This is a genomic window from Pseudomonas sp. SDO5215_S409, assembly GCF_054071325.1.
The window spans coordinates 76,477-103,070 of the sequence record NZ_JBSVWN010000013.1; the positions used below are offsets into that span (position 1 = coordinate 76,477).

Genomic DNA, 26,594 nt, shown 5'->3' on the forward strand with positions numbered 1-26,594 from the left:
TGCAAACCATGATCCCGACGCTGGACATTACCGAGCGTCCGGCCCCGGCCCCGCGTGCCAAGGTGGAAGCCGGCGTCAAGCTGCGCGGCGCCGAGAAGGTTGCACGCATCCCGGTGAAGATCATCCCCACTACCGAACTGCCGAAGAAACCCGACTGGATCCGCGTGCGCATCCCGGTTTCGCCGGAAGTCGACCGTATCAAGTCGCTGCTGCGCAAACACAAGTTGCACAGCGTGTGCGAAGAAGCGTCCTGCCCGAACCTGGGCGAATGCTTCTCTGGCGGCACCGCCACGTTCATGATCATGGGCGACATCTGTACCCGTCGTTGCCCTTTCTGCGACGTGGGTCACGGCCGTCCGAAGCCACTGGACGTCAATGAACCCGAAAGCCTGGCCATTGCCATCGCCGACCTCAAGCTCAAGTACGTAGTGATCACCTCGGTAGACCGCGACGACCTGCGTGACGGCGGCGCCCAGCACTTTGCCGACTGCATCCGCGAAATCCGCAAGCTGTCGCCCAACGTGATGCTCGAAACCCTGGTGCCCGACTACCGTGGGCGCATGGACGTGGCGCTGGAGATCACCGCCGCCGAGCCGCCGGATGTGTTCAACCACAACCTGGAAACCGTACCGCGCCTGTACAAGGCCGCGCGTCCGGGGTCGGACTACCAGTGGTCGCTGACCCTGCTGCAAAAATTCAAGCAGATGATGCCGCACATCCCGACCAAATCCGGCTTGATGCTGGGCCTGGGCGAAACCGACGAAGAAGTCATCGAAGTGATGAAGCGCATGCGCGAACATGACATCGACATGCTCACCCTCGGCCAATACCTGCAACCGTCGCGCAACCACCTGCCGGTGCAGCGTTTCGTGCACCCAGACACCTTTGCCTGGTTCGCCGAGGAAGGCTACAAGATGGGCTTCAAGAACGTGGCGTCCGGCCCGTTGGTGCGCTCTTCGTACCACGCCGACGAGCAGGCCAAACTGGTCAAGGCCAGCCTGGTTTCCTGATCGTCGCGTGTTGCACCTTCCAATGGGGGAGCCGGCTTGTCCGCTCCCCCATTTTTCATGGGCCTGATCCTCTTCAATTTGCAACCATTGCTGGCTAGAGTGCCTGGGGCAAACCACACCGGGAGATCCATGGATGACGACTCAATTCACTACCTCTGCGGTACCCGCCCTGCGCCCCGAAGGCACGATCGGGTTGATTGCCCCTGCCGGGCCTGCCGACCTGGACATCGACCAGGCGAGGCAATGGATGCGCGCCCGAGGTTACGAGCTGCGGGTATTTGCGGGCGTGCACGAGCGTGACGGTTACCTGGCGGGCAGCGATGACGTGCGTTTGCACGACTTGCATGCCGCCTTCGCCGACCCGCGTATCGACGCGATCTTTTGCCTGCGCGGTGGTTACGGCACCCCGCGCTTGCTCGATCGCCTGGACTTCGACCTGATCCGCGCCAACCCCAAGCCCTTCGTCGGCTACAGCGATATCACCGCGCTGCACCTGGCGATCAATCGGTATGCCGGTTTCGTGACGTTTCACGGGCCCATGCTCAACGCCGATCTTTTAGGTGAGAAAAAGCCGCCCACCGAGGCTTCGCTGTTTAGCATGCTGCGCGGGCAAGTGAAGGCTGGCAGCGTGCTGGCCCACCCGGTGGCGTACCCTCTGACCACCATTGAGCCCGGCATTGCCCGGGGGCGGTTGGTGGGCGGCAATTTGTCGATGATCGCGGCCTGTATGGGCACCGCCTACGAAATCGAGGCCAAGGGCATCATCTTGCTGATCGAAGACGTCAACGAGCCCCTTTATCGTATCGACCGTCTGCTCAGCCATTTGCGCCTGGCCGGTAAGCTCGCCCAAGTGGCCGGTGTGCTGGTGGGAGATGTGGCCGGTGTGGACACCGCCGGGCTTGAGCGCTTGCTCAAGCAGACCTTCGAGCCATTGTGCATTCCGGTGCTGGCTGGCTGGCGCAGCGGGCATTGCGATCCGAACCTGACCTTGCCGATCGGCGCCATGGTACGGCTGGATGCCGGGGAGAAACGGCTGGTGCTGGAGCAGGCCGTGGTGCTGCGCTGAGGCATACGCCCACGCGGTGCGTGGGCGCACTGTCTTAACGGTTGCGCAACGACTCCAGCAATTTCACCGTGGGATACCCGTCGGCGGGCCAGCCCAGTGATTGCTGCGAGGCACGAATCGCCTTGCGGGTATTGGCGCCGATGATTCCGTCCGGGTTGCCAGCGTCATAGCCACTGGCGTTGAGTACGGTCTGCAATTCGATGCGCTGCGAGCGGGTCAATGGCAGTTCGTCCTTCGGCCATGTTCCGCGAATCATACCGTCACCCCCGAAGCGTTCCGACAACAAGCCTACCGCCAGTGCGTAGGACGAGGAGTTGTTGTACTTGAGAATCGCACGGAAGTTGTCCAGCACCAGGAACGCCGGGCCACGGTAGCCTGCCGGTAACAGCAGGGCTGCGGAGAGCTGGCTGGTATTGGGCGGCACGCTCGCGCCGGCCGGCACTTGGACACCCAGTCGCAGCCATTCGGCCACGGGTTTGCGTACGCTGCCGTCGGCCAGGGCGTAGTCGAAGTTCTGCGGCAACTGCTGCACCTCAAAACCCCATGGCTGGCCTTTTTGCCAGCCGGAGCTTTGCAGGTAATGCGCGGTGGAGGCCAGGGCGTCGGTCGGGCTGTTCCAGATATCGCGGCGCCCGTCGCCGTCGAAGTCCACCGCGTGGGTGTTGTAGGTGGTCGGGATGAACTGGGTCTGGCCCATGGCGCCGGCCCAGGAGCCGCGCATCTGGTCGGCGGAAATATCGCCGTGCTGGATGATCTGCAGCGCCGCCAGCAATTGCGCCTGGGCGAACGCCGGGCGGCGGCCTTCGTAGGCCAGGGTCGCCAGTGAGCGGATCACTGAGTTGTTGCCCTGGAACTGGCCGAAGTTGCTTTCCATGCCCCACACCGAAACCAGCGCCTGGCGGTCGACGCCGTAGCGGTCTTCGATGCGCTGCAGGGTGTCGGCGTACTTGACCAGCAGCGACTGGCCATTACGCACGCGCACGGGCGACAGTGCGCCGTCGAGGTATTCCCACACCGGGCGGGAAAATTCCGGCTGGCTGCGGTCGGCGCGGATCACCGCCATGTCCGGGGTGACATTGGCAAAGGCGGTGTCGAACACCTGGGGCGCGATGCCGGCTTTCAGGGCGTCGACGCGAAAGCCCGCCATCCATTCGGCGAAGGTTTGGGTGGGCTGGATATCAAGGTTTTCCACGGCCAGGGGCGCGACGACGGCAGGCGCGGCAACCGGGGCGGTCTTCAGCGTGGGCAGCGGTTGGGCATCGGCTGCTGTGGGTTTTTCGGCGCAGGCGACTAACAGAATGAGGCTGGAGGCAGCGATCAGTTGGCGAAGGTGCCAACGACGGGAAAGACTAGAGGGCATGCACAGGTCCAGGAAATACGAATCAGGCACAGACCTTATCATGCCAGAGGGGCGCTTGCCTTCAGGCGGCCAGAAAGTAAGAAGCCTCCCAGTTGTCAGACTGGAAGGCTTCGCGGCGGTAGCTGCCTTTGCCTTTGCCGGGACGTTCCTGGCGACTGCGGAACAACGGCTGGGCGATGATGGATTTGGCCTTGTTGGGGCCATGCTTGGATGGCTTTTTGCTCATGATCGGTACTCACAGGGGGGGGAAGGGTGGTGCGCAGCGCATCATCTGCCTAAGTGCGGCAGCTGTCCAGCCCGGCAGCCTGTGGGCTTATTCCGACGGTAATGCCAGGCGTTGGCCAGACATCAGCAGTGACAAGCGGCTCAGGCTCATCCACGGCGATCCCGCCGCCTGGCCCTTGATCTGCGCATCGATGTGCTGGGCCTCCAAAAGCAACTGGGCCCAGCGCGACGCTGAATAACGTTGTAACGCTTTACTCATCAATGGCCGACGCTTGTCCCACACCGGCGGCTTGGCCTGGCTGAAGGCCTTGTCCAGCGGTGTGCCCTGGCTGTATTGCAACGAGATAGTGGCCAGCACCCGCAGTTCCCGGGCCAGCGCCCAGAGAATCACCGGCGGCTCCACGCCTTCGCCCCGCAGGCCCTCGAGCATGCGCAGCGCGTGGGCGGCTTCGCCGTTGAGTACGGCATCCACCAGCCCGAAGACGTCGAAACGTGCGCTGTCGGCCACCGCACCTTGCACGGTTTCCACAGTGATCTGCCCGCCTTCGGCCATCAGCTTGAGCTTTTCGATTTCCTGGGCGGCCGCCAGCAGATTGCCTTCCACGCGTGCGGCTATCAGTTCCACCGCGTCCTGGCTGGCGGACAACCCGGACTGTGACAGGCGCTGGCGGATCCACTGGGGCAACTGGTTGCTGTCCACTGGCCAGATCTGGATGAACTGGGTCTGGTCGCCGTCTACCAGGGCCTTGCCCCACTTGGTCTTCTGCGCGCTGCCGTCGAGCTTGGGCAGGCTGATCAGCAGCAGCGTGTCTTCGGCGGGCCGGGCGCAATATTCCATCAAGGCCGCGGCACCCTTGTCGCCCGGCTTGCCCGAAGGCAGGCGCAGTTCCAGCAGGCGTTTCTCGGCGAACAGGGACATGCTCGCGCCCGCTTGCAGCAACGTGCCCCAATCAAAATTGGCGTCGGCGCTGAACACTTGGCGTTCGTCAAAACCCTGCTGGCGCGCCGCGGTGCGGATGGCGTCGGCGGCTTCCTGGCACAGCAGCGGGTCATCGCCGCTGACGATGTACACAGGCGCGAGGCCACCTTGCAGGTGTTTGGCGAGTTGGGCGGGGGCGAGTTTCATAAGGCGGGCAAACGGGGCGCTGGGTGCGCCCCGTCTGGCTTACTCGACGGGTACTTCAACAGGCGATTGTTGTGGCGTGTTGTTCTCGTACTCTTGCGCGGCTTTCAGCGCATCGGCATCCGCCTGGGCCTTGGCATCGGCCTGCTTTTGCAGGGTATCGAGCTGCGTCGGGGTGATCAGTTGCAGGCGCAATACCATGCGCTGCACCAGTTCACGACGCATTTCCTTGCGCACCTGGGTGACTTCGGAGTCCGAACCCACCAGGTTGTTGCCGTCGTGGCTCACGACTTTCTGCACTTGGATCTTGTCGCCCATCAACGGCAGGTGGTCACGGCCCTGGATCTCGAAGTTGAGCGCGGTGCTCAGCTCGTTATCCGAAGCACGGCCGGCACTGGCGTAGCTCAGGGAGCGTTCGGTTTCCTGTTCGTTGACCAGCACCAGCTTGTAAGGTGCGCCGGTGTAGACCTTGACGCCGCTGCTTTCCAGCACGGTGCGCAGTTGCGTCACGGTTTCGCCGTAAGCGTTACGGGCGCTGACGTCCAGTTCCTTGATCGCCAGTTCAGTGGTGCCGGTGCCGCGCAGCTGGAAGCCGCAAGCGCTCAACAGCACGGCAAGGCCCATCACCAGCAGGTTGCGTTTGATCATTTTTGTTGCTCCCCTTGAAACCATGTGGGCCTTCTGGAGGCCCGAAAGGTTTTGTTCGGCGCAGGGCCCAAGCCCTGCGCCCGATCCGATTAGCTAGCGACGATATTGACCAGTTTGCCGGGCACCACGATCACTTTGCGGATCGTCAGGCCTTCGGTAAAGCGCAGCACGTTTTCATTGGTGCGTGCGGCCGCTTCGACCTCTTCTCGGCTGGCGCTGGCGGGCATGTCGATCTGGCCGCGCAGTTTGCCGTTGACCTGGATGACCAGTTGCAGCGTGTCCTGTACCAGCGCGCTGTCGTCCAGCACCGGCCAGCCCGCGTCGATCACGGCGCCCGTGTGGCCCAGGCGGTTCCACAGCTCGTGGCTGATGTGCGGCGTGATCGGGGCCAGCAGCAGAGCGACCGTTTCCAGGCCTTCGTGCACCAGGGCACGGTCCTGCTCGGTGGCTTGCGGGGCCTTTTCCAGTACGTTCATCAGGGTCATCACTTGCGCGATGGCGGTGTTGAACTTGTGGTTCTGGCCCACGTCCTGGCTGGCTTGCTTGATGGCCAGGTGGGTGCTGCGGCGGATGACTTTCTGCGCGTCGCTCAGGCTGCCAAGGTCCAGTTTGCCGGGCAGGCCTTGGCCTACGTGGGCATGGGCCAGGCGCCAGACGCGCTTGAGGAAGCGGTGCGCGCCTTCGACACCAGCGTCGGACCACTCCAGGCTCATGTCGGGCGGCGAAGCGAACATCATGAACAAGCGGCAGGTGTCGGCGCCGTACTGCTCGATCATCGATTGCGGGTCGACGCCGTTGTTCAACGACTTGGACATCTTTTGCGTGCCGCCGATTTCCACCGGCAGGCCGTCGCTTATCAGCTTGGCGCCAACGATCTTGGCCTTGGCATCGCGTTCGACTTCGACGTCGTCGGGGTTGAAGTAGTCCTTGCCGCCGTTCTCCAGCGAGCGGAAATACGTCTCGGCCACCACCATGCCCTGGGTCAGCAGGTTCTTGAACGGTTCGTTCGAGCTCACCAGGCCTTCGTCGCGCATCAGCTTGTGGAAGAAGCGCGCATACAGCAGGTGCAAGATGGCGTGTTCGATACCGCCAATGTACTGATCCACCGGCAGCCAGTGGTCGGCCGCGGCTTTTTCCACCAGGCCGCCTTCATAGTGCGGCGAGGCGTAGCGGGCGTAGTACCACGACGACTCGACGAAGGTGTCCATGGTGTCGGTTTCGCGCTTGGCAGGTGCGCCGCATTTAGGGCAGGCGCACTCATAGAACTCGGGCATGCGCGCCAACGGGGAGCCCGCGCCGTCCGGCACGACGTCTTCAGGCAGCACCACCGGCAACTGGTCTTCTGGCACCGGCACGTCACCGCAGCTTTCGCAGTGGATGATCGGAATCGGGCAGCCCCAGTAGCGTTGGCGGCTGATGCCCCAGTCACGCAGGCGGAACTGGGTGCGCGAGGCGCCGAGGTTTTTCTTGATCAGCGCCACTTCGATGGCGTCGAAGGCGCCTTGGAAGTCCAGGCCGTCGAACTCGCCGGAGTTGATCAGCGTACCGTGCTCGCCGTAGGCGTCTTGCCACGGGGCAGGGTTGGCGTCGCCGGAGCTGGTGCGCACCACCGACTTGATCGGCAGGTCGTACTTGGTCGCAAATTCGAAGTCACGTTCGTCGTGGGCCGGCACGGCCATTACCGCGCCATCACCATAGTGCATCAGCACGTAGTTGGCGACCCACACAGGCAGTGTTTCGCCGGTGAGCGGGTGTTCCACGAACAGGCCGGTCGGCAGGCCTTTTTTCTCTTGGGTGGCGACGTCGGCTTCGGCCACGCTGCCGCCTTTGCATTCGGCGATGAACGCTTGCAGCTCAGGGTTATTCTGCGCCGCCTGGGTGGCCAGCGGATGCTCGGCGGCCACGGCGACGTAGGTCGCGCCCATCAGCGTGTCGGGGCGGGTGGTGAAGACTTTGAGCGTACCGGCAGTGCCGACGGAGTCGACGTTGTAAGGGAACTGCACTTCCATGCCGCGCGACTTGCCGATCCAGTTGCGTTGCATGGTCTTGACCTGCTCGGGCCAGCCGGGCATGTCGTCGAGGCTCGACAAGAGTTCATCCGCATAGGCGGTGATCTTGAAGTAGTACATCGGGATCTCGCGCTTGACGATCACCGCGCCCGAGCGCCAGCCGCGGCCGTCGATCACCTGCTCGTTGGCCAGTACGGTCTGGTCTACCGGGTCCCAGTTAACGGTGCCGTTCTTGCGGTAGATCACGCCTTTCTCGAACAGGCGGGTGAACAGCCATTGTTCCCAGCGGTAGTAATCCGGCTTGCAGGTGGTGACTTCGCGGGACCAGTCCACCGCCAGGCCCAGGCTTTGCAGCTGGGTTTTCATGTAGGCGATGTTTTCGTAGGTCCACTTGGCGGGGGCGACTTTGTTCTTCATCGCGGCGTTTTCCGCCGGCATGCCAAAGGCATCCCAACCCATGGGTTGCAGGACGTTCTTGCCTTGCATGCGCTGGTAGCGGGAAATCACGTCGCCGATGGTGTAGTTACGCACGTGCCCCATGTGTAGCTTGCCGCTGGGGTAAGGGAACATCGACAGGCAGTAGAAGCTTTCCTTGCCTGGCTGTTCGCTGACTTCAAAGGACTTTTGCTCGTCCCAGAAAGTTTGGGCGGCATTTTCTATTTCACGGGGCTGATATTGTTCGTGCATGGCTACTTTTGAACTGAATAGGGGTGGCCTCATCCTCTTCGGTGCAAGGTTAAGGCTGATCGACACCCAAAAAGCGGCGCGTCCGTGCCCGTCCCCTGCGGGAAGTGGATTTACAGGAAGCGCCGTAGCATACATGACCCCAATGTATCGAGGGAAACCCTGATTACACCGCGCAGGCCGTTGGTCGCGGCGACGGGCAGGCGTAGCCGCCGGGACTACGCTGTGTAGTGGGGAGTGGTTCTTATCTTCAATGAGGTGAGGGGATGGTTGATTCGCAGCGAACTTTAACGAAACCCGAGTTGTACGAAGGACTGATCGACCGTTTGGGTCGGGCACTGGACGCCGCAAGAACGGCAGGCCGATTGCGTGACGAGCGGCCTCTGGAGCTGGAACTGCGTGGCTTGAGCCAGGCAGAACTGGAATGGATCAAGGTGTACCTGGCGTTGAACCACCACTCGGCTCCTCACGGCATGGCCTCCCCGCCAATCGCTGAGGCCTCGCGTTCGGCCAAGGTGGTCTGGCTTCGGGACTTGCCGGCCGTTCGTGGCCAGGAAAAGTTACGGGCCGTGCAGTTCAAGTGACACGCCGGCACGCGTGCAGGGCGCTGTGCTGGGGGTGTTTGTAAGGTTGTCCTTTAACGCCGTTACGTCTTAGGCTTCGGGCATCTTTGGAGATGCCCGATGCCTATTCGTTATTTCATTAAACAATTGCTGTTGCCGCCCGGCATCCTGTTGCTGTTGCTGGCCATTGCGTGGTGGTTTCGTCGCAGCCGCCCGCGCCTGGCCGGGGTGTGTTTTGCCCTGGGGTTGGGCGGGATGTGGCTGATGAGCCTGCCGGTGGTGGTGCAATGGGGTGCGAAAGCCCTGGAAACAGAACTGCCCTTGGCCCTGGACAGCTGGGCCACCCTGGCCCAACGCGCCGATGCCATTGTGGTGTTGGGCTCTGGACGTGAGCGTGGTGACCCCGCCTGGGGCACCGACCAGCCGACCGGGATCGGCCTGGAGCGCCAGCGCTACGCCGCCCGGCTGGCTAAGGCATCAGGGCTGCCCGTGTTGACCAGCGGCGGCTTGCACTACGGCACGCCGCCCAGTGAGGCGCAGTTGATGGCGGTGTCGCTGCAGGACGACTTCGGCGTGACCGTGCGCTGGAAAGAAGAGCGCAGCCGCACCACCTGGGAAAACGCGCAAATGAGCGCCGAGATTCTCTTGCCCCAGGGCATCAAGCGCGTGGTGGTGGTGACCCAGGCGTGGCACATGCCGCGTTCGGTCTGGAGCTTTGAAAAGGCTGGGTTTACGGTAGTGCCCGGGCCGGTGGGCTTTTTGGGCGAGGACAATGCCCGGCCATTGGGCGGGTGGCTGCCGGAGTTCAAGTCGGTGTGGCAGAGCGGGCAGTTGCTCAACGAAGCGATCGGGCAGGTGGGCTACCGCTTGTTCTATCGGTAGCCCAGCGCCTTTTACGTCAGAGGGTTTTGGCCATGCGGTTCGCCACCAGCGCCCAGCCAAACAACCCCAGGCACAGGATGATCAGCGGCCACGAACGCCATTGCAGGTACGGCGTCAGCTTGTGCATCGGCACCACCTCGCCATACAGAATGCCGCGTTCGAACTGCGGGATCTGCGCGGTGATCTGCCCATAAGGGTTGATCAACCCGCTGACCCCATTGTTGGTGGCACGGATCATCCAGCGGCCTGCTTCCAGCGCGCGCATTTGCGCCATCTGCAAGTGTTGCAGCGGGCCGATGGAGCGGCCGAACCAGGTGTCGTTGCTGATGGTCAGCAGCAAGTCACTGCGCGCCGACAGGCTGGCCGCGAACTCCGGGTACACCACTTCGTAACAAATGAACGGGGCTATCTGATAGCCCTTGGCCTGAAGCATCGCCTGGTCGGCAGGCCCGCGGGCAAAGTCCGACATGGGTAGGTCGAAGAACGCGATCAGCCCGCGCAACATGTCTTGCAGTGGCACGTATTCGCCGAACGGCACCAGTTTCTGCTTCAAGTAGGTGCCTTCGCCTTCACCCACCACGGTGATGCCGTTGAAGTAGCGCTTCTGGTGGTGCACTTCCTGGCGGATCGGCACGCCGGTGATCAGCGCGCTGTGCCGGTCGGAGGCGAACTTGCCCATCATGCCCAGGTAGCCCTCGACAGATTCCTTGAGCACCGGCACCGCCGTTTCTGGCCACACCAGCAGGTCCACCGGCTTGGAGGTAAAGCTCATGTCGCGGTAAAGCGCCAGCTGTGCGTTGAGCTGCTCGGGGTCCCACTTCATGCTTTGTTCGACATTGCCCTGAATCGCCGCGACGGTCAGCGGCGGGCCGGCCGGGGTGGTCCAGTCGTGATGCTTAAGCGCCAGGCCGATGGCCCACGGTGCCACCAGCAGCAACAAGCCAGCGCCGATGAACAGGTTGCGCCGCCCGGCCAGCAGGCGGGGCAGGTTGCAGATCAGCGCGGCGGTCAAGGCCAAGGCGAACGAAATCAGCCACATGCCCCCCAGCGGCGCCAGGCCCGTGAGGGGGGCGTCGAGCTGGCTGTAACCGGAGTAGAGCCACGGAAACCCGGTGAGAAACCAGCCGCGAAACGCCTCCTGGCCAACCCACAACGCCGCGAACGCCAGCGCATCGGCCAGTGGCGCCTCGTTGCGACGGATCCACCGCGCCCATAGCCAGGCCGGCAGCGCGAAGAAAAACGCGATGGCGGCGGTAAACAACAGCATCAGGAAACCGGCCAGCAGCACCGACGCGCCGCCGAAGTGGTGAATGCTGTAGTAGATCCAGCTGGTGCCAGCCCCGAACAGGCCAAAGCCGAAGCTCCAGCCCCGCCACAGCGCCTGGCGTGGGCTCAGGCTGCGCAGGCCCACGTAGAACAGGCCGGCGGCCACCAGGGCAAAGGGCCAGAGGTCGAACGGCGCCAACGCCAGGGTGGTGAGTGCGCCGGCCACCACGGCCAGCAGGTTACCGGGCCAGCCGGGAGCGGTGAGACGGCGCATGTCAGTCCTTAGCGGGCGATGGGGGTCAGGCGGATCAGGTGAATCCTGCGGCTGTCGGCATTGAGGATGCGAAAGCGGTAGGCGCCGATCTCGGTGGTTTCGTTACGCTTGGGCAAGTGGCCGAACGCACTCATCACCAGGCCACCGACGGTGTCGAACTCGTCGTCGGAGAATTCGCTGTCGAAGAACTCGTTGAAGTTTTCGATCGGCGTCAGGGCCTTGATCAGGAAGTCACCGCTGGGCAGTGGCTTGATGTAGCTGTCTTCTTCGACGTCGTGCTCGTCTTCGATGTCGCCGACGATTTGTTCCAGCACGTCTTCGATGGTCACCAGGCCTGCCACGCCGCCGTATTCGTCGATCACGATGGCCATGTGGTTGTGGTTGGCGCGAAACTCGCGCAGCAGCACGTTCAGGCGCTTGGATTCGGGAACAAAGGTGGCCGGACGCAGCAGGTCCTTGATGTTGAAGTTGTCGCCGTTCTCTTTGAGGATCAGCGGCAGCAGGTCCTTGGCCAGCAGGACACCCATGACATCGTCATGGCTTTCGCCGATCACCGGGTAGCGCGAGTGCGCCGAGTCGATGACGGCCGGGAGGAATTCCCGCGGGGTGTGGACAGCCTTGATGCTGATCATCTGCGAGCGCGGCACCATGATGTCGCGCACTTGCAGGTCAGCCACCTGGATGGCGCCTTCGACGATGGCCAGGGCCTCGCTGTCCAGCAATTTGTTCTGGTGGGCTTCGCGCAGGAGTTCCAGCAGCTCCTGGCGGTTTTTCGGCTCGTGGGCAAAAGCCTGGGTCAGTTTACCCAGCCATGACTTTTGCCCGTTGCTCGATCGGTCTTCGCTCATAGCGATTACTCTAAGTCCTTCGTTGTTTCAGTTGAGTGTCGGTCAGTTTTCGTCGTCTGCATACGGATCAGGATGACCCAGTTCTGCAAGCAACGTTCGTTCCAGTGCTTCCATTTCCTCGGCTTCGTCATCGTCTATATGGTCGTAACCCAAGAGATGCAGGCAGCCGTGGATGACCAGGTGCGCCCAGTGGGCGTGCGAGGCCTTGCCTTGTTCGTGTGCTTCACGCTCCACCACCGCCGCGCAGATCACCAGGTCGCCCAGCAGCGGGATATCCAGTAACTCATCCGGCACGTCGGCGGGAAAGGACAGCACATTGGTGGCGTAATCTTTTTGTCGCCAGGTGTGATTCAGTTCACGGCCCTCAGCTTCGTCCACCAAACGAATGGTGAGTTCCGAATCGGCGGTGCGCTGGCGCAGGGCCAGTGCGCACCATTGGCGGAACTGTTCTTCGCTGGGGACGGGCGCGTCGGTGGCCCGCTGCAAGTCAAGCTCAAGCATCGCGACGGGCTTCCTGGGCGGCGGCCTGGTTTTCGAAGCGCTCGTAGGCTTCGACGATGCGCTGCACCAGCGGGTGGCGCACCACGTCCTTGGGCATGAAGTGCGTGAAGCTGATGCCGGGCACGTCCTTGAGCACATTGATGACATGCGCCAGGCCCGACTTGGTGCCCTTGGGCAGGTCGACCTGGGTGATGTCACCGGTGATCACGGCGGTGGAGCCGAACCCGATACGGGTCAGGAACATCTTCATTTGTTCCACGGTGGTGTTCTGGCTTTCGTCGAGAATGATGAAGCTGTTGTTCAGCGTGCGGCCACGCATGTAGGCCAGCGGGGCGATCTCGATCACCTGGCGCTCGATGAGCTTGGCCACGTATTCAAAGCCAAGCATTTCGTAAAGCGCGTCGTAGAGGGGGCGCAGGTACGGGTCGATTTTTTGCGCGAGGTCGCCGGGCAAAAAGCCCAGTTTTTCGCCCGCTTCCACCGCCGGGCGCACCAGCAGGATGCGGCGCACTTGCTCGCGCTCCAGGGCATCGACCGCACAGGCCACGGCCAGGTAGGTCTTGCCCGTACCGGCCGGGCCGATGCCGAAGTTGATGTCGTTGCCCAGGATTTCCTTGACGTAGCGCTGCTGATTCAGGCCACGGGGGCGAATCATGCCTTTTTTGGTGCGCAGCGCCACGCTGGCCTCGGCCACCGGGTTGTTCGCAAGGTCCTGCACGGCCGATTCCTGCAAGTACAGGTGCACCGTTTCCGGCGACAGCTCGCTGCCCTTGGTTTCACGGTAGAGGCGACGCAGCAGGTTTTCTGCGGACGTGGTGTCCTGGGGTTCACCAATGAGCTCGAACTGATTGCCGCGGTTGCGGATCTCGATGCTCAGGCGTTGTTCGATCAAGCGCAGGTGCTCGTCGAACTGTCCGCACAGGTTGGCGAAACGGCGAGCCTCAAAGGGCTCGAGGATGAAACGATGCGGTTCTATGGGTGCGTTCAAGGTCGTTTTAAGCCGCCCTGGGGCAAATAAGGTGAAATGAAGGATAACGCCAGCACGCTATGGGCGAAAGCACTTAAACAACCCGAGTGTGGCGCCGCTCCAATGACTAGTGTGTCAGCAGCGAGCCACGCAGCGAGTGCGGTTGGGCCGCATCGATGTGTACATCGGCAAACTGGCCGATCAGCGTCGGATTATCGCAGCGGAAGTTGACGATTCGATTGTTCTCGGTGCGGCCCTGCAATTCGCCCGGGTCTTTCTTTGAATAGTCGGTGACCAGGATGCGCTGGATCGAGCCCACCATTTGTCGGCTGATTTCAAACCCCTGTTGGTTGAGCTTGTGTTGCAGGGCGTTCAACCGCTCTTTTTTCAACGCTTCGGGGGTTTCGTCCAGCAAGTCGGCGGCCGGGGTGCCCGGGCGTTGGCTGTAGACAAACGAGTAGGAAAAGTCGAAGCCGACGTCTTCAATCAGCTTCATGGTCTGCTGGAAATCTTTCTCGGTTTCACCGGGGAAGCCCACGATAAAGTCCGAACTGATGCAGATCCCCGGCACCGCCGCCCGCAATTTGCGCAGCTTGGACTTGTACTCCAGGGCGGTGTGGTTGCGTTTCATCGCCGCCAGAATGCGGTCCGAGCCCGATTGCACCGGCAAGTGCAGGTGTTTGACCAGCTCGGGCACGTCGGCGTGGGCCTGGATCAGGCTGTCGGAGAATTCCAGCGGGTGTGAGGTGGTGTAGCGAATGCGTTCGATACCGTCGACGGCGGCAACCACGCGGATCAACTCGGCGAGGTCCGCCAGGCGCCCGTCGTGGGTCTGGCCGCGATAACCGTTGACGTTCTGCCCCAGCAAGGTCACTTCCCGCACGCCGTTTTCGGCCAGGTGGAAAATTTCTGACATCACATCGTCAAAGGGACGGCTGACTTCTTCACCCCGGGTGTAAGGCACCACGCAGAACGTGCAGTACTTGCTGCAGCCTTCCATCACCGACACATAGGCACTTGGCCCGTCGATGCGCGGCTCTGGTAGGTGGTCGAACTTTTCGATTTCCGGGAACGAAACGTCCACTTGCGGCAGTTTGCTGATGCGTGCGGCGTCGATCATCTCGGGCAGGCGGTGCAGGGTCTGCGGGCCGAAGACCACGTCCACATAGGGCGCACGGTCGCGAATGGCCGCGCCTTCCTGGCTGGCCACGCAGCCCCCGACGGCGATCACCATGTCCGGGTTGGCCAGTTTCAATTCGCGCCAGCGGCCCAGTTGCGAGTACACCCGGTCTTGGGCCCGCTCGCGGATCGAGCAGGTATTGAGCAGGATCACGTCGGCATCTTCGGCGCGCGCGGTGACTTCCAGGGCCTGGTGTTCGCCCAGCAGATCGACCATGCGCGAGCTGTCGTACTCGTTCATCTGGCAACCGTGGGTTTCGATGTAAAGCTTCTTGGCCATGGGGGGATCGTCAACTGGTGGTAAAGAACCGCGCATTATAGGGGGCATGCCCATTGGTTCCTAGCACTGTGCATCGGGTGCCATGCTATAGTTCGCGCCCTCTTTTCTGCCCCCGATGTGTTACCCGCCCACCATGACCAAACGCGAAGCTCCAATTTACAAGGTGATTTTCCTTAACCAGGGCCAGGTGTTCGAAATGTACGCCAAGCAGATCTATCAGAGTGATCTGTGGGGTTTTTTGGAGGTGGAAGAGTTTGTCTTTGGTGAGCGCACGCAGTTGGTCGTCGATCCGGGCGAGGAAAAACTCAAGGCCCAGTTCGAAGGCGTGGTGCGCAGTTTTGTGCCGATGCATTCGATTGTGCGCATCGATGAGGTCGAGCGCTTGGGCACACCCAAAATCAGCGAGGCGCGGGGCGTGAGCAATGTCATGCCGTTTCCGATGCCGATGCCTGAGAAGTAAGGCTTAACGTTCGCGGGTTACAACGAGGGCGTCGATCAGGGCAGGGGTGAAAACGGCGAACGCCCGTCGGCGCTCTGCAATTGCAGCAGGTAATTGCGGAAAATCTGCCCCAGCACCTGCGTTGCCACTTCCAGTTCATCACGCTGCATGTGCTCGGCCACTTCGTCGGCCGTGTCCAGCGCGTCCTCGGCGCCATTGACGGCCGCCATTTTCAGCACGATGTACGCCTGAACGTTATTGGCCGGTACGCCTTCGCCCTGGAAGAACATGGTGCCCAACTTGAATTGCGCCTGGGCATGGCCTTGCAGCGAGGCTTTTTCGAAAAAGCTCAGCGCCTTGTTCAAGTCGCGATCGGGGTTTTTGCTGTTGTAGAAGAATTCGCCCAACTCGTATTGCGCTTGCGCGTCCCCATTGTCGGCCAGTTGCTGGCAGGCACTCATGGCTTGTGCCTGGTCGTCGGGCTCGGTATTGAGGGTGCAATGACCCATTGCTGGGATCAACAACGAGTTGCCGCCTGCTTGTGCCTGTGCGAGCAGCGGCTGAAGGAGCAACAGGCAGCCCAGTACCAGGGTGCGGCCGGTGCGTTTCATGGGAATCGACTTACCTCTGACGGGGCGCGCGGACCCGCGGGGGAGTCCAATAAGCGCGCATTATGAAATAAGCAGGGCTCCGCTTACAAAGTCTTTACTCGTTTTTCTGCTGCGTGGGCAAGTTATCTGCCGTATTGCAGGGCATTTCTCTAAAAAAACAGGAAAAGTCTGTAAGGAAAGTAGCAAATCTGACGCCGCACGGGGCGACGTCAGCAGGGCGTGTCGCTTATTTCAGGGCCGCAAAGGCGCGCTCGGCAGCGTCCAGGGTCAGTTTCAACTCCGCTTCACCGTGGGCGATCGAGGTGAAACCGGCTTCGAAAGCGCTTGGCGCCAGGTACACACCGCCCTCCAGCATCAAGTGGAAGAAGCGCTTGAACAGGTCGGCATCGCTGGACATCACGTCATCAAACGTCACGATATCGTCGGCGCCGCTGAAGTACAGGCCGAACATGCCGCCCGCCTGAGTGGTCACGAACGGAATACCGGCGGCGTCGGCGCGTTGTTGTAGGCCGTCGAGCAGGCGAGTGGTGTAGTCGGTCAGCTCGGCGTGGAAACCCGGGCGGCTGATCAGGCGCAGGGTGGTCAGGCCCGCCGCCATGGCCAACGGGTTCCCCGACAGGGTGCCCGCCTGGTACACCGGGCCCAGCGGCGCGATGTGTTGCATGATTTCACGCTTGCCGCCAAAGCAGCCCACCGGCATGCCGCCGCCGATGATCTTGCCAAAGGTGCTCAAGTCCGGCGTGACGCCGTAGTACGCCTGGGCGCCGCCGAGGGCCACGCGAAACCCCGTCATCACCTCATCAAAAATCAGCACCACGCCGTGGGTGTCGCACAGGCTGCGCAAGCCTTCGAGAAAGCCCGGCGCCGGCGGTACGCAGTTCATGTTGCCCGCCACGGGCTCGACGATGATGCACGCCACGTCTTTGCCGACCTCGGCCAGCATGTGCTCGACGGCGGTGATGTCGTTGAACGGCAGGGTCAGCGTGTGCTTGGCGAACGCTGCTGGCACGCCGGCCGAGCTTGGCACGCCTTGGGTCAGCAGGCCGGAGCCCGCCTTCACCAACAGGCTGTCGGAGTGGCCGTGGTAGCAGCCTTCAAACTTGATGATGCTGTCGCGGCCGGTAAAACCACGGGCCAGGCGGATGGCACTCATGGTGGCTTCGGTGCCGGAGCTGACCATGCGCACCATTTCCATGGACGGCACGATGGCGCACACCAGGTCGGCCATTTCGGTTTCCATGGCGGTGGGCGCGCCGTAGGACAGGCCGTGTTGCAACTGCTGGCGTACCGCGTCCAGCACGTCGGGGTGGCTGTGGCCCAGGATCATCGGGCCCCACGAGCCTACGTAATCGACGTAGCGCTTGTCGTCTTCGTCAGTGACGTAGGCGCCTTCGGCGTGTTTGAAGAACAGCGGCGTGCCGCCGACACTCTTGAAGGCCCGCACAGGCGAGTTCACGCCACCGGGGATATGTTTCTGGGCGTTGGCAAACAGCGTTTCGGAACGGGACATGAGCAGGCTCTCTGAAATCAGATAGAAAGAAGGGCGTTGAAAGCGCGGGCGCGGCGCGTGACTTCCTGGGTGCTGTCGGCGCCAAACAGGCCATGGACCACGGCGAGCAGGTCGGCCCCATGCGCCACCAGGGGCGCGGCGTTGTCCAGGGTGACGCCGCCGATCACGCAGAGGGGCAACTGCACCCGAGCGCGGGCCTGGGCGAGCATTTCAACAGTGGCCGCTGGCGCGCCGGGCTTGGTACTGGAATTGAAAAAGCGCCCGAAGGCGACGTAACTGGCGCCTTCCCGGGCGGCCTGTTCGGCCAGTTCGACCTGGCTGTGGCAGGTGGAACCGATAATGGCCTTGGGGCCCAGCAGCGCCCGGGCCGGGTTCAGCGGGCCGTCGGTCTGGCCCAGGTGCACGCCCACGCCCAGGCGCGCGGCCAATTCGGCGTCATCGTTGATGATCAACTGGGTCGAATAACGCGCGCACAGTTCGCGCAGCTTTTCGGCTTCGCGCAGGCGGCGGGCCTCGTCGCTGCTTTTGTCTCGGTATTGCAGCAGGGTCACGCCGCCGTCCAGCGCGGCCTCGACATAGGCCAAAAACTTGCCGGCCAACAGTTGGCTGTCGGTAATGGCATACAGGCCACGTAGTTTCATCGGGCAGGCCTCTTGGTATTACGAGCAGAAATCCAGCGGCAAACGACGAGGCACAAATTGCCCCTGGCCGAGTTGTTCGGCGTCCCGCAGGGTCCGCCAGGTGTAATTGAGGGCAGATTGCACGGCGCTGACCAACCCTTCGCCCTGCGCCAGGCGCCCGGCCAGGGCACTGGCCAGCGTGCAGCCAGAACCGTGATAGCTGCCCGGCAAGCGCTGGCAGGTAAAGGTGTGGCGCGTGCCATCACGGCTGTAGAGGCGGTTGTGCACCTCATGCTCGTCGCCATGGCCGCCGGTGATCAGCAGGTGCTGGATGAACGGCAGCAGTTTCTCTGCGCAGTCATCGGCGCTGCCGTCGGGCAGTTCCGCCAGGATGCGTGCTTCGGGCAGGTTGGGCGTGGCAATGCGCGACAACGGCAACAGCCGCTCACGCATCGCATAACCGACCTCGTCCTTGCCCAGGCTGCCGCCCCCGCCCGCGCGCAGCACCGGGTCGCACACCACCGGCAAATGCGGGTGCGCGCTGAGCAGTTCGACCACGGTGTCGACCATCTGGGTGGAGCCGAGCATGCCCAGCTTTACCGCCGCGACGTCGGAGTCGCCCAGCACGGCATTGGCCTGGGCCAGCACCCACTCGCGGTCCAGCACGCGAAAATCGCTGACATTCACGGTGTTTTGCACGGTCAGTGCGGTCACCGCCGGAGCGGCATGGCAACCCTGGGCGAGCAGGGCTTCGATATCTGCCTGCAAGCCGGCGCCACCACTGGGATCATGGCCGGAGAGACAGAGGACAACGGGGCGAGAGCTGTAGATATTCATGGTGCGCGAGCTTACCACCAAACGGTTTTGGCGTGGCTTTCGCACGATGAGGGAATACACATGACGGGCCGACGGGAAAATGGCGGATGGCTATTATTCAAGGAATTCGATTAAATACGTCGAAAGGGCCGGTTTAGAGCCTTCACTGATTTAGTTCAAATGATGTCTTTTGGCCTTTAGTGGCTATGCTAAAGTGGATCCAAACCAATAACTGTATCGCCGGTGTACGTCTTCTCAAAAGGAATGGGGGGCTTTTGACATAACCGGACAGGCCACGCTGGGGCTCTATGCGCTATTTGTTGATACTTCTGTTGAGCGGGCTGCCGTTGCTCGCCGGTGCGGTCGAGTTTACCGACGCCACTCAAAACCTGCCCCTGGGCCGGGTGATGCAGGTGTTGGAAGACCCCAGCGGCACCCTGGCGATTGACGATGTCAGTTCGCCTGCCCTGGCCGATCACTTCAAGCCCCACGACAAAAACACCCTGAATGCCGGCTATTCGCGCTCGGTGTTCTGGCTCAAGGTCAGCCTGCATTACCGCCCCCACAAGCCCGACGCGCCGCGTGCCTGGTTGCTGGAGCTGGCCTACCCGCCGCTCAATCAACTGGACTTGTACCAACCCGCCGCCGATGGCAGCTACCGACTGGCCGCCCGCACCGGCAGCTCTTTGCCGTTCGACCGCCGCGAGGTTCGCCAAGGCAACTACCTGTTCAAGCTCGATTTTGCCCCGGACCAGGAGCAGACCCTTTACTTGCGCCTGCAAAGCCAGGGCTCGATCCAGGCGCCCCTCACCCTGTGGTCGAGCACCGCCTACCTCGAAGAGCAACCGCTGCGGCTCTCGGTGCTCGGGGTGATCTACGGCGTGCTGCTGGGGATGCTGGTCTACAACCTGTTTATCTACCTCAGTGTGCGTGACACCAGCTATCTCTATTACATCCTCTATATCGCCTCGTTCGGGCTGTACCAGCTCTCGGTCAACGGCATTGCTGTGCAGTACTTCTGGCCAGACAGCCCGTGGTGGGCGAATGCGTCGGTGCCGTTCCTGATCGGTTCGGCGGCGCTGTTCGGCAGCCTGTTTGCCCGCAGCTTCCTGCACACCGCTGTGTACAGTCGCTGGATCAACCGGCTGTTACAGGCCTTGGCGCTGGGCGGCGCGGGCGTCATGGCGTTGTCGCTGTGCACCAGCTACGGCCTGGCCCTGCGCCTGGCCACGGGGTTGGCGCTGGTGTTTACCGTGACCATTTTTGTGGCGGCCATCAAGGCCTGGTACTGCGGGCAGCGCATGGCGCGTTATTTCATCATCGCGTGGTCGGCGTTCCTGCTGGGCGGGGTGGTGAATACGTTGATGGTGCTGGGCTACCTGCCCAATGTGTTTCTCACCATGTACGCCAGCCAGATCGGCTCGGCCCTGGAAGTGGCGCTGCTGTCCCTGGCCCTGGCGGACCGCATCAACAGCATGCGCGAGCAGCAATCGCAGATCCTGTTTGATTCGAGCCAGAAGCTTGAAGTGCTCAACGAGCAACTGGCCCACAGCAACCGGCTGAAAGATGAGTTCCTCGCCACCCTGACCCACGAACTGCGCACGCCGATGAACGGTGTGATCGGCTCCCTGGAGCTGATGCAGACCGAGCCGTTGCCCGGCGAGCTGGCGCACTACCATCAAACCGCCGCCGGTTCTGCCCGCGACATGATGCGCATGGTCAACGGCATCCTCACCCTGACCGAACTGCAAGCCGGCCGCCTGAGTGCCCAGCCCCGGGTGTTCAGCCTGCGCGGCCTGGCCGACAGCCTGCGCGAACAATTCAGCGCCAGTGCCCAGAGCAAAGGGCTGGCGTTTTCTATCGATGTGGCCGATGAGCTGCCCGACCGCCTCAGTGCGGACGCCGACAAACTGGTGCAATGCCTGGAGTGCCTGCTGGACAACGCCTTCAAGTTCACCCGGGCAGGCTCGGTGCGCGTGCGCGTGGTGGGCGTGCCTGAGGCTGACGGCACGTTGCGCATGACCTTTATTGTCACCGACACCGGTATCGGCTTTGCCTACCTCGACGAGGCCACGCTCTACCAGCGCTTCTTCCAGGTCGACGGCTCGATGACCCGCGAATACGGCGGCCTGGGCATTGGCCTGGCGATTTGCCGCCAGTTGATCGAACTGCTGGGCGGGCGCCTGACCCACAACTCCGAGCCCCGGCGCGGCAGCCGTTTCCAGTTGGAGTTGGGTGCAGGTGTGGTTCAGCCTGAGGCGTCGACCTACCCCAATGCGCTGCTGGTACACCGGGCGCCGCAGGACTGCACCGTGCTGCTGGTGGATGACAACAGCGTGGCGCAACTGACGGTGCGCGGCATGCTACTCAAGCTCGGTTACCGGGTCAAAACCACCGGCAGCGCCCCGGCGGCATTGCAGCTGTTGCAGGCAGAACCCTTTGACGCTGTGTTGCTGGATGTTCCAGAAGGCGGGTTTTCGCTGTGTTGCCAGATCCGGGCGTTACCCGGCTGCGGCGAGCTGCCGGTGATCGCCTTGAGCAGCACCACGCAGACGCCGGAGCGCGAGCGTTGCCACGGTATCGGCATCACCGACCAAGTGCTCAAGCCCGTACGTTTCGAGGCCTTGCAGGCTGTGCTGCAACGCCGGTTACTGTGCCTGGCCGAGGGTGAAAGCGCCGACCATTAGGCGTTTATGACGCTTTTTTAAGCGGTGCGCGGGTGTTTAACTGAAATTCAGGCCTCATCGACGTGGCCTTTTCAGGAGGCCTGTGATGAACCTGCACCAGCACGCCGAAACGCACGACGTTACCAACCAGCCGCCGTCGCTTGACGACACCAACCTGTTTCGTATCGACCTGCCCTTGCAGGAGTGGTCGCGCCGCTTCGGTGCGGGCTGGGCCCATGAGCGTATCGATACGTATGGCGCACTGGCCGGTGGGCCGTTGATGGCGGCCGGGTTTCTGGCCAACCGGAACAAGCCGGTGTTCAACAGCCATGACCGGTTTGGTCATCGCATCGACCTGGTGGAGTTTCATCCCGCGTATCACGAGCTGATGCGCACCGCCGTCGAGCACGGCTTGCCGTCGCTGCCCTGGGCGTACCCTCAACCGGGCGCCCACGTGGCCCGCGCGGCCATGACTTACCTGCACACGCAGGCCGAAGCCGGTACGGGGTGCCCGCTGACCATGACCTTTGCCTGTGTGCCAGCGCTGCGTTTGCAGCCGGACCTGGCCGACACCTGGCTGCCGAAAATTCTCAACACCCTGTACGACCCGCGCAACGTCGGCATCGCCCACAAAGGCGGCGCCACCGTGGGCATGGCCATGACCGAAAAACAGGGCGGCACCGACGTGCGCGCCAATACCACCCGTGCCTACCCGGTGGGTGTGGGCGGGCCGGGCCAGGCGTATGAGCTGGTGGGGCACAAGTGGTTCTGTTCGGCACCGATGTGCGATGCGTTCCTGACCCTGGCGCAGACTGACAAGGGCCTGACCTGTTTCCTGCTGCCCCGGCACCGCCCGGATGACACACGCAATCAGTTTTATATCCAGCGCCTCAAAGACAAACTGGGCAATTGCTCCAACGCCTCCAGCGAGGTCGAGTTTCGCGGCGCGTTGGCCTGGATGGTCGGTGAAGAAGGGCGCGGCGTGCCGACCATTATCGAGATGGTGGCCATGACCCGTTTCGACTGCATGGTCGGCTCCAGCGCGCTGATGCGCCAGGCACTGACCCAGGCCAGCCATCACTGCGCCCACCGGACCGTGGGCGGGCGGGTGCTCGGCGAACAGCCCCTGATGCAAAACGTGTTGGCCGACCTGGCCCTGGAAAGCGAGGCCGCGCTGGCCTTGAGCCTGCGCATGGGCCGTGCGCTGGACCATCTGGATAACGAACAGCAAGCCAAGTTCGCCCGCCTGGTCACGGCGGTCGGCAAGTATTGGATCTGCAAACGCGCCCCGGCCATGATCAACGAGGCCGCCGAATGCATGGGCGGCGCGGGGTATGTGGAGGACAGCATCCTGCCGCGCCTGTACCGTGAGGCGCCGGTCAATTCGACGTGGGAAGGTTCGGGCAACGTGCAGTGCCTGGACGTGTTGCGGGCGTTGTCAAAAGAGCCGGGTGTGCTGGAGGCGTTGTTTGTCGAGCTGGGTGACGGGCATGGCAGCCGGCCCTTGGCGCTGCATATCGAGCACTTGAAAAGCGCGTTTATGGACACCCAGGACATCCAGTACCGCGCCCGGCAGCTGACCGAAGATATTGCCGTCGCGTTGCAGGCCACATTGCTGCTGGAGGCCGGCAATGGCGCGGTCAGCGACGGCTTTATCGCCAGCCGCCTGGGGCAATCGTCCGGCCGGGCGTACGGCACCTTGCCGCGGGGCGTGGACGCGAGCGCTATCGTGGGGCGCGCTACGCCGCAGCCGCTCTGAGCACGCGCGATCAACGCCGCTGTTTCCGTGTGCAAGGGATACAGGCAAGATGAACGCCTGCACGTTAGAACACAGGATGCTTACCGTGACCGATGCTTTTGTTGTCGTTCAAACCGCCGAAGAAGCCGTGGACCGGCTGGCGGCTCTTCATGAGCGGGCTACCGGCGCGCTCAACCAAGCCCTCAAGCGCTACCTCAAAGACCGCGTCGAACCCGACGCCGAACAGCGTGCGCTGTTTCGCTACCCGCAACTGCGCCTGACCTACCTTTGCCACGGCGAAGTCCCACAGACCACCCGGGCCTATGCCAAAGTCCAACTGCCGGGCACCTACAGCGTGACCGTCACCCACCCGGCGGCTTTTCGTAAATACCTGCTGGAGCAGCTGGTGCCCTTGATGCACGACTTCACCGTGACGGTAGAAGTGGGCGTCAGCGAGCAGAACATTCCCTACCCTTATGTAGTGGAGCAGGGCGACGAACTGGCCGGTTCCGGTGTGACCGCCGCCGTGCTGGCGCGGGTGTTCCCGAGCACCGACCTGTCGGCCGCCACCGACGGCATCGCCGACGGCCTGTACGACTGGGAAAACACCACGCCGCTGCCCCTGGCGTTGTTCGATGCGGCGCGGGTCGACTTCTCCCTGCGCCGCCTGGTGCACTACACCGGCAGCGACTGGCGCCATGTGCAGCCGTGGATCCTGCTGACCAACTACCACCGCTACGTCGACCAGTTCATCGTGCATGGCCTGGAGCAGCTGCGTAGCGACCCACGTTTTGTGCGCATGGTGTTGCCGGGCAACGTCATCATCGAAAAAAGCATGGACCATGGCGAAGCGTCTGCCATTGCCGCAGGCGTGGTCTGGCACCGTTACCAGATGCCGGCCTACCACCTGCAAGCCAGCGATGGCCATGGCGTGACCCTGGTGAACATCGGCGTGGGCCCCTCCAATGCCAAGAACATCACCGACCACCTGGCCGTGCTGCGCCCGCATTGCTGGCTGATGATCGGCCACTGTGGCGGCCTGCGTCAGTCCCAGACCATCGGCGACTACGTGCTGGCGCACGCGTACATGCGGCGCGACGGGATTCTGGACCGGGTGGTGCCGCCGAACATCCCGATCCCGGCCCTGGCCGAAGTGCAACTGGCGCTGCAACAAGCGGCGGCCAATGTCACCGGCGAGAAGGGCGAGGAGCTGAAAAAACGTCTGCGCACCGGCACCGTGCTGACCTACGACGACCGTAACTGGGAACTGCGCTGGGCCCAGGAGCGCCCGCTGATCAACCTGTCCCGCGCCGTGGCGGTGGACATGGAAAGCGGCACCATCGCCGCCCAAGGCTACCGCTTGCGGGTGCCGTACGGCACGTTGCTGTGTGTGTCGGACAAACCGCTGCACAGTGAGATCAAGCTACCGGGTTCGGCCAACGCCTTCTATGAGCGGGCGGTGAGCCAGCACTTGAAGATCGGCATCGAGGCGGTCGACCTGCTGCGCACCGAGCTCAACTCGTTGCACTCGCGCAAACTGCGCAGCTTTGACGAGCCGCCGTTCCGCTAAGCCTGCGGGATGGTCATTTGGCGGTCAGGCCACTAGCATGGTGGGTCCTGATCGTCAGATGTCTGATTTGCCATGTCCCGTCCTGCCCGTCCCGTTTCCCGCCGTCCTGGCGCCACAACGCCCTCATCCGCTCCCCGCCGTGTCGCCAAGGCGCCCCCGGCCGAGCCCCGGCTGATCCTGTTCAATAAACCTTTTGATGTACTGACCCAGTTCAGTGACGAAGGCGGGCGCGCGACGCTCAAGGATTTCATCGACATCCCCGGTATTTACCCCGCCGGGCGCCTGGACCGTGACAGCGAAGGCCTGCTGTTGTTGACCAATGACGGCCAGTTACAGGCGCGGATTGCCGACCCCCGGCACAAGCTGGCGAAAACCTATTGGGTGCAGGTGGAAGGCGAACCGAGCGAGGCGCAATTGCAGCACCTGCGTGACGGCGTGCAATTGAATGACGGCATGACGCTGCCCGCCCAGGCCCGTGCGCTGGACGAGCCCGAGCTATGGCCGCGCAACCCGCCGGTGCGGTTTCGCAAAAGCGTGCCCACCCATTGGCTGGAGCTGGTGATCAAGGAAGGGCGCAACCGCCAGGTGCGGCGCATGACCGCGGCCGTGGGCCTGCCTACGTTGCGCCTGGTGCGCGTGCGCATCGGCGACTGGACGCTCGACGGCCTGGACCAGGGCCAGTGGAAAGAAGTGCCGGCGCGCTTATAACGCGCCAGACTCGATCAGGCCGATCACCACGCTCTTGATGATGAACGCCGCCACGCCCAGGCCCAGCACAAAGAACAGGATCAACGAGCCAAAGCGCCCGGCCTTGGACTTTTTGGCCAGGTCCCAGACGATAAAGCCCATGAAGATGATCAGGATCGAAACCAGACCGGTCATCATCCATTCTTCAAACAGGGCGGGGTCGATGGCGTCCATTTGGGTAGTTTCCGGCAAAGGGGTGGGGGCGGTCTTGATCGGTGTCAGGTGCGCAGATGGGTCAGCGGCAGCTCCGTGCTGTTGAGCACCTGGTTTAGCACAAAGCTTGAACGCACGCTGGTCACGCCTTCGATCCGGGTCAGGTGCCCCAGCAGCAGTTTCTGGTAATGGTCCATGTCGGGCACCACCACCTTGAGCTGATAGTCGGCGTCCATGCCGGTCACCAGGCTGCATTCCAGCACTTGGGGCAGGGAGCGAATGGCCGACTCGAAGTTTTCGAAACGCTCCGGGGTATGTCGGTCCATGCCGATCAGCACGTAGGCCGTCAGGCTCAAGCCGAGCATCTTGCGGTCCAGCAGCGCGACCTGGCGGGCGATGTAACCGTCGTCTTCCAGTTGCTTGACCCGGCGTGAGCAGGGCGATGGCGACAAGCCGATGCGTTCGGCCAACTCCTGGTTGGAGATCCTCGCGTCGCGCTGCAATTCCGCCAGAATACTCAGGTCGTACCGGTCAAGTTTGCTCATTGGGTTGGCCTTTATCATAACTATTGCGGCGAATTATCTATCCAGGGTTAAAAATTGCGCAAGCACTGTTTATTGACGCAATCTTCGCAATCATCTTGCGGGCCGCCGGGCCTATGATTACCCACAGAATCACCGCCTGGACACGAGTCCACAGCAGCCCGCCTATCACGCCGGCTGCGGCCGCCCACCCCCACAGGGGTTGAACTGGCCCCCAGGCAGCACACCGTCCACAAGGCGGCGTGAAGTGAGCCAACGTCAAAAGCGTTGAGCCAGGACAGAAATCTCAAGGGCGGC

At 62.7% G+C, this 26,594-nt stretch carries 25 protein-coding genes; 9 read left to right on the forward strand and 16 right to left on the reverse strand.

Going from position 1 to position 26,594, the window contains the following annotated elements:
- Positions 1–8: 8 nt before the first annotated feature.
- Complete coding sequence (gene lipA / locus ACW9H9_RS09840; protein ID WP_457342989.1) at positions 9–1,010, forward strand: lipoyl synthase; 1,002 nt, start codon at positions 9–11, stop codon at positions 1,008–1,010.
- 133 nt (positions 1,011–1,143) lie between these two features.
- The gene (locus ACW9H9_RS09845; protein ID WP_457342960.1) at positions 1,144–2,076 is read left to right on the forward strand and encodes a S66 peptidase family protein; all 933 of its coding nucleotides are present in this window, start codon (positions 1,144–1,146) and stop codon (positions 2,074–2,076) included.
- Between the two features lie 34 nt (positions 2,077–2,110).
- Here ACW9H9_RS09845 and ACW9H9_RS09850 read toward each other — a convergent pair whose 3' ends face one another.
- The 5 genes from ACW9H9_RS09850 to leuS form a co-directional block, all read right to left on the reverse strand.
- Positions 2,111–3,436, reverse strand: coding sequence for a lytic murein transglycosylase (locus ACW9H9_RS09850; RefSeq protein WP_457342961.1), 1,326 nt, complete (start codon positions 3,434–3,436; stop codon positions 2,111–2,113).
- A gap of 61 nt (positions 3,437–3,497) precedes the next feature.
- Entirely contained in the window at positions 3,498–3,662 is a 165-nt protein-coding gene (gene arfA, locus ACW9H9_RS09855) for an alternative ribosome rescue factor ArfA (protein ID WP_322614968.1), read from the reverse strand.
- A gap of 87 nt (positions 3,663–3,749) precedes the next feature.
- A complete protein-coding gene (holA, locus tag ACW9H9_RS09860; RefSeq protein WP_457342962.1) occupies positions 3,750–4,787 on the reverse strand; it encodes a DNA polymerase III subunit delta in 1,038 nt (345 codons plus the stop codon).
- Positions 4,788–4,826: 39 nt separating this feature from the next.
- Positions 4,827–5,432, reverse strand: coding sequence for an LPS-assembly lipoprotein LptE (locus ACW9H9_RS09865; protein ID WP_457342963.1), 606 nt, complete (start codon positions 5,430–5,432; stop codon positions 4,827–4,829).
- Positions 5,433–5,521: 89 nt separating this feature from the next.
- On the reverse strand, positions 5,522–8,128 hold the full coding sequence (leuS, locus tag ACW9H9_RS09870; protein WP_457342964.1) for a leucine--tRNA ligase: 2,607 nt from the start codon (positions 8,126–8,128) through the stop codon (positions 5,522–5,524).
- A gap of 263 nt (positions 8,129–8,391) precedes the next feature.
- On the opposite strand from leuS, the gene ACW9H9_RS09875 reads away from it, so the two are divergent.
- Together ACW9H9_RS09875 and ACW9H9_RS09880 are read left to right on the forward strand one after the other, a co-directional pair.
- Positions 8,392–8,709 carry a hypothetical protein gene (locus tag ACW9H9_RS09875; protein ID WP_457342965.1) on the forward strand — a complete coding sequence of 106 codons (318 nt, stop codon included), beginning with the start codon at positions 8,392–8,394 and terminating at the stop codon, positions 8,707–8,709.
- A 99-nt stretch (positions 8,710–8,808) separates the two neighbouring features.
- On the forward strand, positions 8,809–9,570 hold the full coding sequence (locus ACW9H9_RS09880) for a YdcF family protein (protein ID WP_457342966.1): 762 nt from the start codon (positions 8,809–8,811) through the stop codon (positions 9,568–9,570).
- A gap of 16 nt (positions 9,571–9,586) precedes the next feature.
- On the opposite strand, the gene lnt is transcribed toward ACW9H9_RS09880, so the two are convergent.
- From lnt to miaB, 5 genes are all read right to left on the reverse strand, one after another.
- Positions 9,587–11,110: an apolipoprotein N-acyltransferase gene (lnt, locus tag ACW9H9_RS09885; RefSeq protein ID WP_457342967.1), complete on the reverse strand. Its 1,524-nt coding sequence runs from the start codon at positions 11,108–11,110 to the stop codon at positions 9,587–9,589.
- A gap of 8 nt (positions 11,111–11,118) precedes the next feature.
- A complete protein-coding gene (locus ACW9H9_RS09890) occupies positions 11,119–11,958 on the reverse strand; it encodes an HlyC/CorC family transporter (RefSeq protein WP_457342968.1) in 840 nt (279 codons plus the stop codon).
- Between the two features lie 42 nt (positions 11,959–12,000).
- Positions 12,001–12,459 (reverse strand): rRNA maturation RNase YbeY, encoded by a 459-nt coding sequence (gene ybeY, locus ACW9H9_RS09895; protein WP_457342969.1) that lies wholly within the window; start codon positions 12,457–12,459, stop codon positions 12,001–12,003.
- Positions 12,452–13,447, reverse strand: coding sequence for a PhoH family protein (locus tag ACW9H9_RS09900; protein WP_457342970.1), 996 nt, complete (start codon positions 13,445–13,447; stop codon positions 12,452–12,454). Before ACW9H9_RS09900 ends, ybeY begins: the two co-directional genes overlap by 8 nt.
- A 106-nt stretch (positions 13,448–13,553) precedes the next feature.
- A complete protein-coding gene (miaB, locus tag ACW9H9_RS09905) occupies positions 13,554–14,885 on the reverse strand; it encodes a tRNA (N6-isopentenyl adenosine(37)-C2)-methylthiotransferase MiaB (protein WP_457342971.1) in 1,332 nt (443 codons plus the stop codon).
- Positions 14,886–15,018: 133 nt separating this feature from the next.
- Here miaB and ACW9H9_RS09910 point away from each other — a divergent pair, with 133 nt between their 5' ends.
- On the forward strand, positions 15,019–15,345 hold the full coding sequence (locus tag ACW9H9_RS09910; protein ID WP_003236992.1) for a DUF1820 family protein: 327 nt from the start codon (positions 15,019–15,021) through the stop codon (positions 15,343–15,345).
- A gap of 35 nt (positions 15,346–15,380) precedes the next feature.
- Here the strand turns inward: ACW9H9_RS09910 and ACW9H9_RS09915 are convergent, their stop codons facing one another.
- From ACW9H9_RS09915 to ACW9H9_RS09930, 4 genes are all read right to left on the reverse strand, one after another.
- Positions 15,381–15,935 carry a tetratricopeptide repeat protein gene (locus ACW9H9_RS09915; protein ID WP_457342972.1) on the reverse strand — a complete coding sequence of 185 codons (555 nt, stop codon included), beginning with the start codon at positions 15,933–15,935 and terminating at the stop codon, positions 15,381–15,383.
- 226 nt (positions 15,936–16,161) lie between these two features.
- Complete coding sequence (gene hemL / locus ACW9H9_RS09920) at positions 16,162–17,445, reverse strand: glutamate-1-semialdehyde 2,1-aminomutase (protein ID WP_457342973.1); 1,284 nt, start codon at positions 17,443–17,445, stop codon at positions 16,162–16,164.
- Positions 17,446–17,462: 17 nt separating this feature from the next.
- Positions 17,463–18,086 carry a thiamine phosphate synthase gene (thiE, locus tag ACW9H9_RS09925; RefSeq protein ID WP_457342974.1) on the reverse strand — a complete coding sequence of 208 codons (624 nt, stop codon included), beginning with the start codon at positions 18,084–18,086 and terminating at the stop codon, positions 17,463–17,465.
- Positions 18,087–18,104: 18 nt separating this feature from the next.
- Positions 18,105–18,902, reverse strand: a complete 798-nt coding sequence (locus ACW9H9_RS09930; protein WP_457342975.1) for a hydroxymethylpyrimidine/phosphomethylpyrimidine kinase — start codon at positions 18,900–18,902, stop codon at positions 18,105–18,107.
- Between the two features lie 287 nt (positions 18,903–19,189).
- Here ACW9H9_RS09930 and ACW9H9_RS09935 point away from each other — a divergent pair, with 287 nt between their 5' ends.
- From ACW9H9_RS09935 to ACW9H9_RS09950, 4 genes are all read left to right on the forward strand, one after another.
- Complete coding sequence (locus ACW9H9_RS09935; protein WP_457342976.1) at positions 19,190–21,568, forward strand: hybrid sensor histidine kinase/response regulator; 2,379 nt, start codon at positions 19,190–19,192, stop codon at positions 21,566–21,568.
- 85 nt (positions 21,569–21,653) lie between these two features.
- The gene (locus tag ACW9H9_RS09940; RefSeq protein WP_457342977.1) at positions 21,654–23,306 is read left to right on the forward strand and encodes an acyl-CoA dehydrogenase family protein; all 1,653 of its coding nucleotides are present in this window, start codon (positions 21,654–21,656) and stop codon (positions 23,304–23,306) included.
- Between the two features lie 49 nt (positions 23,307–23,355).
- Positions 23,356–24,855, forward strand: a complete 1,500-nt coding sequence (amn, locus tag ACW9H9_RS09945; protein ID WP_457342978.1) for an AMP nucleosidase — start codon at positions 23,356–23,358, stop codon at positions 24,853–24,855.
- 72 nt (positions 24,856–24,927) lie between these two features.
- Complete coding sequence (locus tag ACW9H9_RS09950) at positions 24,928–25,563, forward strand: pseudouridine synthase (protein WP_457342979.1); 636 nt, start codon at positions 24,928–24,930, stop codon at positions 25,561–25,563.
- Here ACW9H9_RS09950 and ACW9H9_RS09955 read toward each other — a convergent pair.
- A complete protein-coding gene (locus tag ACW9H9_RS09955) occupies positions 25,558–25,767 on the reverse strand; it encodes a DUF2788 domain-containing protein (RefSeq protein WP_105523508.1) in 210 nt (69 codons plus the stop codon). The two genes, ACW9H9_RS09950 and ACW9H9_RS09955, sit on opposite strands and share 6 nt — an antisense overlap.
- Before the next feature lie 53 nt (positions 25,768–25,820).
- Entirely contained in the window at positions 25,821–26,300 is a 480-nt protein-coding gene (locus ACW9H9_RS09960; RefSeq protein ID WP_457342980.1) for an Lrp/AsnC family transcriptional regulator, read from the reverse strand.
- Positions 26,301–26,594 lie beyond the last annotated feature (294 nt).

Excerpts from the sequence above, each read along its gene's own strand:
- ACW9H9_RS09845 (WP_457342960.1), top strand. The coding sequence starts at position 1,144 with ATGACGACTCAATTCACTACCTCTGCGGTACCCGCCCTGCGCCCCGAA.
- lipA (WP_457342989.1), top strand. The coding sequence starts at position 9 with ATGATCCCGACGCTGGACATTACCGAGCGTCCGGCCCCGGCCCCGCGT.
- leuS (WP_457342964.1), bottom strand. The coding sequence starts at position 8,128 with ATGCACGAACAATATCAGCCCCGTGAAATAGAAAATGCCGCCCAAACT.
- arfA (WP_322614968.1), bottom strand. The coding sequence starts at position 3,662 with ATGAGCAAAAAGCCATCCAAGCATGGCCCCAACAAGGCCAAATCCATC.
- ACW9H9_RS09850 (WP_457342961.1), bottom strand. The coding sequence starts at position 3,436 with ATGCCCTCTAGTCTTTCCCGTCGTTGGCACCTTCGCCAACTGATCGCT.
- lnt (WP_457342967.1), bottom strand. The coding sequence starts at position 11,110 with ATGCGCCGTCTCACCGCTCCCGGCTGGCCCGGTAACCTGCTGGCCGTG.
- ACW9H9_RS09935 (WP_457342976.1), top strand. The coding sequence starts at position 19,190 with ATGCGCTATTTGTTGATACTTCTGTTGAGCGGGCTGCCGTTGCTCGCC.
- ACW9H9_RS09950 (WP_457342979.1), top strand. The coding sequence starts at position 24,928 with ATGTCCCGTCCTGCCCGTCCCGTTTCCCGCCGTCCTGGCGCCACAACG.
- ACW9H9_RS09915 (WP_457342972.1), bottom strand. The coding sequence starts at position 15,935 with ATGAAACGCACCGGCCGCACCCTGGTACTGGGCTGCCTGTTGCTCCTT.
- ACW9H9_RS09940 (WP_457342977.1), top strand. The coding sequence starts at position 21,654 with ATGAACCTGCACCAGCACGCCGAAACGCACGACGTTACCAACCAGCCG.
- miaB (WP_457342971.1), bottom strand. The coding sequence starts at position 14,885 with ATGGCCAAGAAGCTTTACATCGAAACCCACGGTTGCCAGATGAACGAG.
- amn (WP_457342978.1), top strand. The coding sequence starts at position 23,356 with ATGAACGCCTGCACGTTAGAACACAGGATGCTTACCGTGACCGATGCT.
- ybeY (WP_457342969.1), bottom strand. The coding sequence starts at position 12,459 with ATGCTTGAGCTTGACTTGCAGCGGGCCACCGACGCGCCCGTCCCCAGC.
- thiE (WP_457342974.1), bottom strand. The coding sequence starts at position 18,086 with ATGAAACTACGTGGCCTGTATGCCATTACCGACAGCCAACTGTTGGCC.
- ACW9H9_RS09875 (WP_457342965.1), top strand. The coding sequence starts at position 8,392 with ATGGTTGATTCGCAGCGAACTTTAACGAAACCCGAGTTGTACGAAGGA.
- hemL (WP_457342973.1), bottom strand. The coding sequence starts at position 17,445 with ATGTCCCGTTCCGAAACGCTGTTTGCCAACGCCCAGAAACATATCCCC.
- holA (WP_457342962.1), bottom strand. The coding sequence starts at position 4,787 with ATGAAACTCGCCCCCGCCCAACTCGCCAAACACCTGCAAGGTGGCCTC.
- ACW9H9_RS09865 (WP_457342963.1), bottom strand. The coding sequence starts at position 5,432 with ATGATCAAACGCAACCTGCTGGTGATGGGCCTTGCCGTGCTGTTGAGC.
- ACW9H9_RS09960 (WP_457342980.1), bottom strand. The coding sequence starts at position 26,300 with ATGAGCAAACTTGACCGGTACGACCTGAGTATTCTGGCGGAATTGCAG.
- ACW9H9_RS09880 (WP_457342966.1), top strand. The coding sequence starts at position 8,809 with ATGCCTATTCGTTATTTCATTAAACAATTGCTGTTGCCGCCCGGCATC.
- ACW9H9_RS09930 (WP_457342975.1), bottom strand. The coding sequence starts at position 18,902 with ATGAATATCTACAGCTCTCGCCCCGTTGTCCTCTGTCTCTCCGGCCAT.
- ACW9H9_RS09890 (WP_457342968.1), bottom strand. The coding sequence starts at position 11,958 with ATGAGCGAAGACCGATCGAGCAACGGGCAAAAGTCATGGCTGGGTAAA.
- ACW9H9_RS09910 (WP_003236992.1), top strand. The coding sequence starts at position 15,019 with ATGACCAAACGCGAAGCTCCAATTTACAAGGTGATTTTCCTTAACCAG.